11 protein-coding genes are annotated in these 10363 nt (G+C 72.1%); 10 read left to right on the forward strand and 1 reads right to left on the reverse strand.

The window, feature by feature from the left end:
• The first annotated feature begins 152 nt into the window (after positions 1-152).
• Positions 153-2342 (forward strand): hypothetical protein, encoded by a 2190-nt coding sequence (locus tag ACZ63J_RS32475; RefSeq protein WP_465400357.1) that lies wholly within the window; start codon positions 153-155, stop codon positions 2340-2342.
• Between the two features lie 29 nt (positions 2343-2371).
• Here ACZ63J_RS32475 and ACZ63J_RS32480 read toward each other — a convergent pair whose 3' ends face one another.
• Positions 2372-3106: a GAF and ANTAR domain-containing protein gene (locus ACZ63J_RS32480; RefSeq protein ID WP_465400358.1), complete on the reverse strand. Its 735-nt coding sequence runs from the start codon at positions 3104-3106 to the stop codon at positions 2372-2374.
• A gap of 149 nt (positions 3107-3255) precedes the next feature.
• Between ACZ63J_RS32480 and ACZ63J_RS32485 the strand changes: the two genes are divergently transcribed.
• From ACZ63J_RS32485 to ACZ63J_RS32525, 9 genes are all read left to right on the forward strand, one after another.
• Positions 3256-3975, forward strand: coding sequence for a GAF and ANTAR domain-containing protein (locus ACZ63J_RS32485; RefSeq protein WP_465400359.1), 720 nt, complete (start codon positions 3256-3258; stop codon positions 3973-3975).
• A gap of 25 nt (positions 3976-4000) precedes the next feature.
• Positions 4001-4741 carry an ANTAR domain-containing protein gene (locus tag ACZ63J_RS32490; protein WP_465400360.1) on the forward strand — a complete coding sequence of 247 codons (741 nt, stop codon included), beginning with the start codon at positions 4001-4003 and terminating at the stop codon, positions 4739-4741.
• A 149-nt stretch (positions 4742-4890) separates the two neighbouring features.
• Complete coding sequence (locus tag ACZ63J_RS32495) at positions 4891-5121, forward strand: STAS domain-containing protein (RefSeq protein WP_465400361.1); 231 nt, start codon at positions 4891-4893, stop codon at positions 5119-5121.
• A gap of 15 nt (positions 5122-5136) precedes the next feature.
• Positions 5137-5601 (forward strand): hypothetical protein, encoded by a 465-nt coding sequence (locus ACZ63J_RS32500; RefSeq protein ID WP_465400362.1) that lies wholly within the window; start codon positions 5137-5139, stop codon positions 5599-5601.
• Positions 5602-5606: 5 nt separating this feature from the next.
• A complete protein-coding gene (locus tag ACZ63J_RS32505; protein ID WP_465400363.1) occupies positions 5607-6098 on the forward strand; it encodes a hypothetical protein in 492 nt (163 codons plus the stop codon).
• 117 nt (positions 6099-6215) lie between these two features.
• Positions 6216-7265 (forward strand): fatty acid desaturase family protein, encoded by a 1050-nt coding sequence (locus ACZ63J_RS32510; protein WP_465400364.1) that lies wholly within the window; start codon positions 6216-6218, stop codon positions 7263-7265.
• 3 nt (positions 7266-7268) lie between these two features.
• On the forward strand, positions 7269-8252 hold the full coding sequence (locus ACZ63J_RS32515; protein ID WP_465400365.1) for an alpha/beta fold hydrolase: 984 nt from the start codon (positions 7269-7271) through the stop codon (positions 8250-8252).
• Between the two features lie 268 nt (positions 8253-8520).
• Positions 8521-9672, forward strand: a complete 1152-nt coding sequence (locus ACZ63J_RS32520; protein ID WP_465400366.1) for an AI-2E family transporter — start codon at positions 8521-8523, stop codon at positions 9670-9672.
• A gap of 88 nt (positions 9673-9760) precedes the next feature.
• Complete coding sequence (locus ACZ63J_RS32525) at positions 9761-10228, forward strand: SRPBCC family protein (protein WP_465310830.1); 468 nt, start codon at positions 9761-9763, stop codon at positions 10226-10228.
• Positions 10229-10363: the final 135 nt, after the last annotated feature.

The following is a 10363-nucleotide window of genomic DNA, read 5'->3' on the forward strand; positions in this document are numbered from 1 at the left end:
GTCCTCCCTTCCTTTGTCTGTCCCCTCACGACTCCCCCCACCCCCCCCCCCCCCCCCCCCCCCCCCCCCCCCCCCCCCCCCCCCCCCCCCCCCCCCCCCCCCCCCCCCCCCACCACCCGTTCGAGGGGATCTCCCGGGGTAAAATCAGGGCGGTGGACGGCGAAGCGCGGGCGCGCGAACTGCTGAAGCTCGCGAAGCGAGGCCGCCGGTGGCCGTTCCTGCGCGGTGTGGCGTGGCGAGGCAGCGAGGCGGAGCGGGAGCTGCGGGAATCCGCCGTCGCCGGGGACCTGGCGGCGCTCCGCGCGCTGACCGGGCCCGGGCCGCGTCCCGACCGCCGGTTCCGCAAGGTGTGGGACCAGCTGCTCACCGTGCCCCTCGCCCATCCCGACCCCAAACGCCATCACGCGTTCTCCGACCTGCGGATGCACCTGGAGCGCAACTTCGGGTATCCCCGGCTCGAGGTGCAGGTGAGCGAGAACCTGGTCGTTCTCCTCCGGCATCCGGCCGAGGACGAGCTGACCGAGGACATGCGTCCGGTCATCGCCGTGGCCGCCGCGTTGAGCGGGCATCCGCTGGCGGACATCGCCCGGCGGAAGATCCTCGCCGCCGGCGACCAGGACATCGTCGACGACGTGTGGAAGCTGGTGGACAGCGTCCTGGAGCTCGGCGACTTCTGCCTGCGGCACGAGCTGACCCCGTCCGACCCGGCACGGCTCGCTTCGTTCTGGCTGCTGACCGGTCAGTACGCGCGCCACCGTGCCGTCGACCCCGATGACCGGATGACGGTGAAGACCTATTCGGACGCGGGCGAGGACGCGCGCGCCCGCCTCTGGCGCGCGGCACTCGGTGGCGGCCTCGTCGATCTGCTGTTCCGGATGGCCGCGGAGGGTGACGAGTCCGAGGCCCTGCTACGCGGAGAGCGCTTCGCCGATCTGAGCGCGGCGCTCGTCAGTGACGAGCGGTGGGACCGGCTGTGGGAGCTGGTCAGCAGGCTGCCGGTGGCCAGAGCGGTCGCAGAGGCCCAGTCGTTCGCGTCGGGCTGGCAGCCCGAACCGGCGGCCGACCGCCCGGTGTACGCGGCACTGCGGTCGGCGCCCCCGGACACGGTCGCGACGGCCGCCGCGAACCCACCTCTGCTCACGACCGTCCACTTCGAACACGACGTGCTGCGGCTGGGTCTCGGGTGGTCGCGGGCCGCCGTCTTCGGCCGGCGCACCGACCAGAGCTTCCGGTCCCTGGAGGTGTACACCCTGCCCGGCGGGGAACTGCTCAGCCGGCGCAGCTACGACGCCGACGCCGACCCGGGCCCCGCGGTGCCGTGCGGGGACGAGGACGGCACCGTGGTCGCCGGCGGCGAGACGGGGCTGTGGCGATTCACCCCGGACGACCGCATCCTGCTCGACGCGGCGCCCGTCCGGGAGGTGACCGCCACCGCCCACGGCTGGGCGGCCCTCTCGGCCACCCAGGTCCTGGCCGGCTCGGCCGACGGCCGGCTCGAGCACCGCGTCCGGCTCGACGACCTCGGCTTCGACCGGGCCGGACCAGCCCCCTTGTTCGCGGTCTCGGCGGACGGCACGCGCTTGGCGCTCGCCGACCGCCGGCGCTACGTCGTCCTGGACGACGAAGGCAGGCTCCTCGGCGCGATCACCCTCGGGGGAACCGATGCCGAGCACGCTCGCCCGGCACGGTCCCTCGGCTTCCTCGGTGACTCGCTCGTCACCGCGCACCAACGCTGGAGCGAGCACCGCACGCGCCGGCGAGGCGGCGGCAACGACGACATCTGGGCCGAGGACAAGGTGACCCTGACGGTCGGCTGGAACCTGGTGCTTTGGTCGGTCACCCCGGACACCGGGCTCGTCCGTACCGGAGGCGCTTACGGCCCGGGCACCACGAAGAACTACGTCGAAGACGTGAGCGCTTACGATCTTCATCATCCACCCACCGACCAGGACGACCTCCACCCGGATCCCCGGTCGAGCGTGCCCTTCGAGGCGCTGGGGGACCTGGTGATGCACGAGCTTCCGGCCTACCCCGGGTGTCTCCTGTGCGTCTCGAACGTCCGTGAGCTGAACCTCGTCAGCTTCGGTTCCCACCGTGGGGGACGGCTTCCGCGCCCCCGCGGCGGATCGGGCCGGCCCCTCGTCGTCCCCGGCACCTCCCTGCTGGCCGAGCCGCCCAGCGGCCGCTCCCTGCACTTGTACGACCTGCGCCGCGGCGCCGCGCTCGCGCTCCTCAACCAGCCCCTGCCGGAGCTGCGGAACACGGATCCGGACGTCCTCCGGGCCATGGACGACCACCACGACGATCCGTGCGTTCGCCTGCTGCGCGCGTGCTGCGCCTGAACCGGCCCCGGCTTCGAAAAGACCGGCCCCTAAGCCTGGCCGTCGGCAAGGACCACGGCCGGGTCGACGCTGCCGTCGCGCACCGAGCCGGCCAGGTCGGTCAGCCGGAGACGCCGGGAGCGGGCGTAGGACCGCAGCCGCAGGAACGCCTCGTCGGCCGAGATCCCGCCGCGCTCGGCGAGTGCTCCCTTCGCCTGCTCGATGACCACCCGGCTGTGCAAGGCGTTCTGCAGCTGGGCAGCCGTGACATCCCGCTGTTCGATGGTGCGCTGCTGCAGGATTCCGATGGTCGCGACGTCGGCGAGCGCCTGCCCGAGGTCGATGTCCTCCGGCTCCGGCGCGCCCGGCTCGACGTCGAGCAAGGTCAGCACGCCGATGACCTCGTCGCGCAACCGCATCGGCAGGGCGTGCGCGGCGCGGAACCCGCATTCGTGGGCGGCGGCGGCGAACCGGGGCCAGCGGCCCGTCGCGGCGGTCAGGTCGGCGCAGAACACCGGCGCGCCGGTGTGGACGCAGTCGATGCATGGTCCGTCCTCGGTCTGGACCGCGAACAGCTCCAGCAGCTCCGCACGCTCCGACGACGTGGCCGCCAGCTGGAAGTTGCCGTCGGGGTCGACGAGGATCACGCCCGTCGCACCGACGTTCAGCAACGCCACGCACTGCTCGGTGAGCATGTCGAGGAAGTCGGCGACGTCGAAGTCGGCGACCAAGGTGTCGGCCAGCCGGACGAACGTGCGCGAAACCCGCCCTTCCCGCTCGCTCACCCGGGAACCGCGGCTTCCGGACGTGTCTGCCATGGGTCAGCTCCCCGGGCCTGGTGTGGTTGTCATGGTGCTCGTTCCCCAGAATGCCCCCGGGGCCGCCGGGACCACAGCCTATGGTGGGGACTCCAGGGTGAGACGGGAGCGGCGCCGTGACCGACGATCGGCGACAGCAGCTGCGCGCGCTGCTCGCCACCGATGGTTACTCCGGGCTGCGCGTCGCCCTGATCTGCGACGCGTGCGTCAGCACCCTCGACATCTCCGGAGCCGGAGTGACGGTCCTCAGCAAAGCCGTCGGCGCCCGGGACGGCGAACACCACCGCGGGCTCGTCCACGCCAGCAGCCCGATCAGCGCCGGGCTGGAAGAACTGCAGCTCACGGTGGGCGAAGGCCCCTGCGTCGACACCTTCGCCACCGGCGGCCCCATCCTGGTGCCCGACCTGGCCGCCGACCTCGCGCGGTGGCCGGCGTTCGGACCGGGCGCCGCCGACCTCGGCGCCGCGGCGGTGTTCTCCTTCCCGCTGCAGATCGGCGTTGTGCGCCTCGGCTCGCTCGACCTCTACCGCGACCGCCCGGGCGCCCTCACCCCTGACCAGATCAGCGACGCGCTGCTGCTGGCCGACCTGGCCACCCAGGCCGTGGTCGACCAGCTCGACGGGCACGCCACCAGCGACCTGACCTGGCTGGCCGACTCGCACGTCGAAATCCACCAGGCGGTGGGCATGGTGAAGGTCCAGCTCGACGTCACCACCGACGCGGCGTTGCTCCGAATACGCGGGTACGCCTTCAGCAACGGGCTGACGCTGAGCCACGTCGCCCGCCAGGTCGTAGCCCGCACGCTGCGGTTCACCCCCGACGAGGAGTCTGCATGACGGCGAACGAAAAGAGGCGAGTTGCATGAGCTCAACCCCGGACCAGCGGCTGGCCCGCACCTTCGTCACCCTCGCCGACACCCTGGTGGCGGACTTCGACGTCCTGGACTTCCTCGCCGTGCTGGCCGAGCGCTCGGTCGAACACCTCGCGGTCGACGCCGCCGGCGTGATCCTGTCGGACCAGCGTGGTGGCTGGCGACCCGCCGCGGGCTCGTCCGAGCGCGCCGACCTGCTGGAGCTGTTCGCGGCCCAGACCCGGCAGGGCCCGTGCTTCGACTGCCTCACCACCCGCGCGCCGGTGACCAGCGGCGACCTGAGCGCGCCCGCGGAGCTGAGCCGCTGGCCGCGGTTCGCGCCCGCCGCGCTCGACGCCGGGTTCCGCGCCGCGTCGGCGGTGCCGATGCGGTTGCGGGAACAGACCATCGGCGCCTTGACCCTGCTCAACCACGACCCGGTCGAGCTGGACGCCGACACGATCGCCGTCGGGCAGGCACTGGCGGACGTGGCGACGATCGGGATCCTGCACCACCGGGCCGCGGGACGCGGTGAGCTGATCGCCGAACAGCTGGAAGCCACCCTGCAGCACCGCACGGTCGTCGAGCAGGCCAAGGGCGTCCTCGCCGAGTACGGCGGCCTGGAGATGCACGAGGCCTTCACCCGGTTGCGGGAGTACGCCCGTGATCGGCGGCGCCGCCTGTCCGACGTCGCGCGTGACCTCGCCGACGGCAGTCTGGACGCCGGCGAGCTCGCGCCCCGTCGCCTTTGACCCACCCGGGGCGTCGGCACGGTCGCCAAGCCGCCGCCGGGGCGTTAGGCTGTGATCACCGCGCCGAGAGGGCCCAGACCACGCGCTCGCGACGATCGTCGTTCGACAGCCGGCCCTGGTTCGCGGGGGTCGGCCCGCAGGAGCTGATCGTGGACCACTCCGAATTTCGCGACCACACCCGACCGCGCCCCGATGCCCGCGCTTCTCGGCCGTCGCTGCAGCTCACCTCGACCCGCCACCAGGACACCATCGTGGTCACCGTGGCCGGCGAGGTCGACATCACCACCGCACCGGCTCTCAGCGACGCGCTGGTGGACGCCATCACCCGGCGATCCGCCCTGCTCGTCGTGGACCTCACCCCGACCACGTTCTTCTCCTGAACCGGTCTGACGATCTTGGCCGCGGCGCAGCACCTGGCCGGTGCCCGGACCCGCTTCGCCGTGGTCGCCGGCTCGCGGGCGTCCTGGCGGCCGCTGCACCTCACGGGCGTGGACCGCCAGCTGCGCGTGCACCGCCACCTCGACGACGTGACCGCGCCCGCCGTGCCGATGGTGCTGCGGACGGTGGTGGCCGACGCCGCGATCCTCGTCGTCGCCACCGGCGGCGGCCTGCCCGGTGATGCCGCCGCCATGACGGCGGAACTCCGGGAAGCGTGCGAGCTGTGCACCGGCGTCGTCCTGCTCGACGCGTCGGCCTGCACCCTGTCCGATGCCGACGTCGTCGGCGGCGTGCGGGCGGTGACCGTCCAAGATGGACACCGGCGGCGTGGTGTGCGGGTGCTGACCGGGAGCCAGAGCCTCCGGACCGCCCTCGACGCCGCGGGGATCGCCCACTGCGTCTCCGCCGGCCCGAGCTGGTGATCACCGTGCGGCAGGACCGGACGGCCGAACCGCCGTGGATCCGCAGCCCCGAGGTCAGCGACGCCGACCGCGTCCTCGAGATGGTGTACTTCGTCGCCCGGCGCACCGGCCGGTCCCCCGGCGCCGCCGCGCGCCTGTGCGTCCGGCTGGTCCCGAAGCTGGCCGCCTCACCCACGATCGCCCCCTCCTCGCCGGCCCACCGGCTGGCGGCCGCGCGGCGCGGCCGGGCCGCCGTGGCCGCCGCGCTGCGCGGTCTCAACCGTCGCCGCGACCCGGCGGTGTTCGACAGCGCCCTGGCCGAAGCGGTGGTCCGCGACGAGCTCGCCCTGCTGCCGCCCCGGCAGCGGTTCACCGTCTGGTCGGTGGCGGTCCGGCACCGGCCGATCTCCGAAGTCGCCGCCGAAACGGGGTGGACGCAGAGCCAGGTCGTGCGCCTGCTCAACGCCGGGCTGTCGACCATCACCAGGTGGGGCACCCATTCGGCACCGTTCGGCTGACCCCGCCGGACGACGCCGGTCCGATCCGGTTTGGCGCGGGCCACGACCGGGCATCCGGGTGCGGTAGTGAGTGGCCGCCCCAGTCCCCGGCGCCCGCAGGACTTGGGAAGGACTCACATGACTGTGTCTGCTGTGGGCGGTGACGCCGCCCTCCGGGCCGCGTCACGCAACGACTTCGGCGCGCTCGGCCGCCTCGTCCGCAGTGAAGGACTGATGGACCGGCGCTTCGGTTACTACGCCTGGAAGATCGGCCTGACGCTGCTCGTCTTCCTCGGCGGCTGCGCGGCGTTCGTCCTGGTGGGCGACTCGTGGTGGCAGCTGGTCACGGCGGGGTTCTTCGCCGTGATGTTCGCCCAGCTCGCGTTCCTCGGCCACGACGCGGGCCACAACCAGATCTTCCGCACCGGCCGGGCCAACGACCGCGTCGGCTACGCCCTCGGCGGGCTCATCGGCATGAGCTACGGCTGGTGGATGGGCAAGCACACCCGCCACCACGCCAGCCCCAACCACGAAGACGACGACCCGGACATCGACATCCCGCTGCTCGCCTTCACCCGCGGGCAGACCGGTGGGAAGCGCGGGTTCGTGCGCTGGACGTCGAAGCACCAGGCGGTCCTGTTCTTCCCGCTGCTGCTCCTGGAAGGCCTGAGCCTGCACTGGGCGGCCATCCAGGCCGTGCGGGACAACGACGTCAAGCACCGCCGGCTCGAAGCCGTCCTGCTGGCCGCCCACATCGGGATCTACCTCGGCGCGGTGTTCGTGGTGCTGTCGCCGCCGGTGGCGCTGGCGTTCATCGCCGTGCACCAGGGCCTGTGGGGTGTCTACATGGGATGTTCGTTCGCGCCGGGTCACAAGGGCATGCCCACCTACACCGACAAGACGAAGCTCGACTTCCTGCGCAAGCAGGTGCTCACCAGCCGCAACGTCCGCGGCGGCCCGTGGGTCGACTTCACCCTCGGCGGCCTGAACTACCAGATCGAGCACCACCTGTTCCCCAGCATGCCGCGGGTCAACCTCCGCCGCGCCCAGCCCCTGGTCCGGCAGTTCTGCGACGACCACGGGATCGACTACGCCCAGTGCGGGCCGTTCAAGACGTACTTCTACGTGCTGCAGCACCTGCACGAGGTCAGCGCACCGCTGCGCGCGGCGCGGACACCCGCCGTGTAGCTCATGACCAAGGCGACCGTGCTGAGCGAACTGGTGACCGGCTTGACCGCGCCGGCTTCGGCGGCCGCGCGCGACTACTGGACCACGTCGGTCCTCGAATCCGCTCCCGGGCAGTACGCCATGGGCCTCGCCCACGGCCTGTTCGGCGTCCGCCTCCCCGCGGCGGAACGCGGTTCCGCCGACGACATGACCGTCCGCGCCGACCGCAGGCCGGTGGACCTCGGCCGGCGCTCGCTCGCGCACGCCTACCCCGAGGCGACCGGCCGCCTCGCCGTCTTCCTGCACGGCCTGGTGGAAACCGAACGCTGCTGGTTCCGCGGCGCCGACTTCGGCGCGGGCCTGACGGCCGAGCTCGGCACGACGTCCGTCTACGTCCGGTACAACTCGGGCCGGCACGTGTCCGAGAACGGCGCCGACCTCGTCACGCTGCTTTCCCGGCTGGTCGCCGCCTGGCCGGTGCCCGTCACCGAGATCGTCCTCATCGGACACTCGATGGGCGGCTTGGTGGCGCGAAGTGCTTTGTACCAAGCAGAACAAGACGCCCCGTGGCTTCCCCTGGCGACCCGGCTGGTGTGCCTGGGCACCCCGCACAACGGCGCACCGCTGGAACGAGGGGTGGCCCGCCTGGTGCGCCTGCTCGGCACGTCCCGGCCGGTGAGCCCGCTCACCCGTCTCCTCGCCGCCCGCAGCGACGGGATCCAGGACCTCGCCCGCGGGCCCGTGCCGCCGACCCCGGGACCGGGCGTCCGCCGCCTGTTTGTCTCGGCGACGCTCTCCCGCGCCGAGGGAAGCGTGTGGGGGCACCTCTTCGGCGACCTCCTCGTGGCCCCGCTGCACGCCGGCGACCTGGCCGAGGAAGCGGAGATCGTGTGGCTCGGCGGGCTCAACCACTTCGGTCTGCTCCACGCGGAGGCCGTCTACACAACGCTGCGCGACTGGTTGCGCACGGATGACGCGGAGCGGAGTGAACAGCTTCCGGCGGGATGATGAGCCCCGGCGCCACCTCGAACGGCGCTGGGTGGCCGGCCTGCGCGAACTGGTACGCGCCGACGAGGGACCGCCGCCGGCGAAGGAGGCGGATCCGCACAGCTGGGCCATTCCCCGGCTTTCCGGCGCGGCGGATGTCGCGCAACGGCCCGGCCCCGGATACCCGGGCCAGTCCCAGCCGAAGCGATCACCACGACTTTGCTTCACCAGGCCCGCACCGGGTAACCCGGCGTCGCGCAGTGCCGAGAAGACCAGGAAGGCCGGATCGATGCCCGAAAGTCCCCTACCCGACGAAGAACCCACCGACTCGACGACGTCCGGCACAGGATCCTTCGCCGACGCCGAGGCCGCCGCGGCCGAGCTCAGCACCACCGAGGAACCGCTGGGAGCCCAAGGAAAACCCCTCAACCGCCGATCACCGTTCCTGCTCGGCATGGCCGGCGCCGCCGGGGTCGCCGTCGTCTACGGGCTCGTGCAGGTCGTCGCCGGCCTGCAGGACGTCCTGGTGCTCATCGGGCTCGCGCTGTTCCTCGCCATCGGGCTCGAACCGGCGGTCGCCTGGCTGACCCGCCACCGCTTTCCCCGCTGGCTCGCCGTCACCACGGTCTTCGTCGTCGGCCTGCTCGCCATCGGCGGGTTCCTCACCGCCGCGATCCCCGTCCTGGTCGAGCAGGCCACGCAGTTCATCGCCAAGGCGCCCGGCTACCTGCGGGACGCCCAGAACCACAACACCGTCCTGGGCAACCTCAACGAACGCTTCCACCTGCAACAGCAGCTGGAAAGCCTGGTGAGCGGCCCCGGGATCGGCAGCGGGCTGCTCGGCGCCGGGCAAGCCGTGTTCAGCGCGCTGACCAACGTGCTGCTGCTGGTCGTGCTGACCGTCTACTTCCTCGTCGACCTCCCGCGCATCCGCGCCGGCGGCTACCGGCTCATTCCCCACTCCCGCCGGCCGCGCGCGATCCTGATCGGCGACGAGATCTTCACCAAGGTCGGCGGTTACGTCCTCGGCAACCTGGCCATCTCCGTCATCGCCGGCGTGCTCACCCTGATCTGGCTGCTGATCTTCGGGGTCCCCTACGCCGCCCTGCTGGCGATCACCGTGGCGATCCTCGACCTCGTCCCGGTCGTCGGGTCCGTCGTCGGCGGCGTGCTCGTGAGCCTGGTCGCGCTCACCGTGTCGCTGCCCGTCTGCCTGGGCACCGTCGGCTTCTTCATCGGCTACCGGATCGTGGAGGACTACGTGCTGGTGCCGCGGATCATCGGCGGCGCGGTCAAGGTCCCGGCACTGGTCACGGTGGTCGCCGTCATCATCGGCGGCGCGCTCCTCGGTGTCGTCGGCGCGCTCGTCGCGATTCCGATCGCCGCCGCGCTCCTGCTGCTCGTCCGGGAGGTCCTCTACCCGCGACTCGACCGCGCGTGACGTTTGTGCAGCGATTCGCCGGGTAGCCGATGAACGGCCGTGCACAGCAGGTGCGGTACCCCGAGCAGCAGAAGGAGCTGACCGCGGCATGAGCACGATCACCAAGTCCGTCGACGTCGAAGCCGACGTGAGCACCGTCTACAACCAGTGGACGCAGTTCGCCGACTTCCCCCGTTTCATGGACGGCGTCGACCGCATCGAGCAGCTGGACAACACCCACACGCACTGGACCGTCAGCGTGGCCGGGGTGAAGCGCCAGTTCGACGCGACGATCACCGAGCAGAACCGCGACGAGCGGATCGCCTGGAAGTCCGACTCCGGGCCCAACCACGCCGGAGTCGTGACGGTCCACCGCCTCGACGACACCCACACGCGGGTCACGGTCCAGATGGACATCGACCCCGAGGGCTTCGTGGAGAACGTCGCCGACAAGACGGGCATCCTCGACCACCGGGTCCAGGGCGACCTCGACCGCTTCAAGAAGTTCATCGAGGTCCGCGACGGCCAGGAGACCGGCGCCTGGCGCGGCGACGTCGATCGCCCCGCCCAGCACTGATCACTCCCCCAGAACGCCGGGGGGGGGGGGGGGGGGGGGGGGGGGGTTGGGGGGGGTGGGGGGGGGGGGGGGCCTCCGGCGAAGGGGGGGAATACTCCGGTTGCGACGAAAAAAGAACAACTCCAAAAAGAAAAA

Source organism: Amycolatopsis sp. NPDC104863 (genome assembly GCF_055582965.1).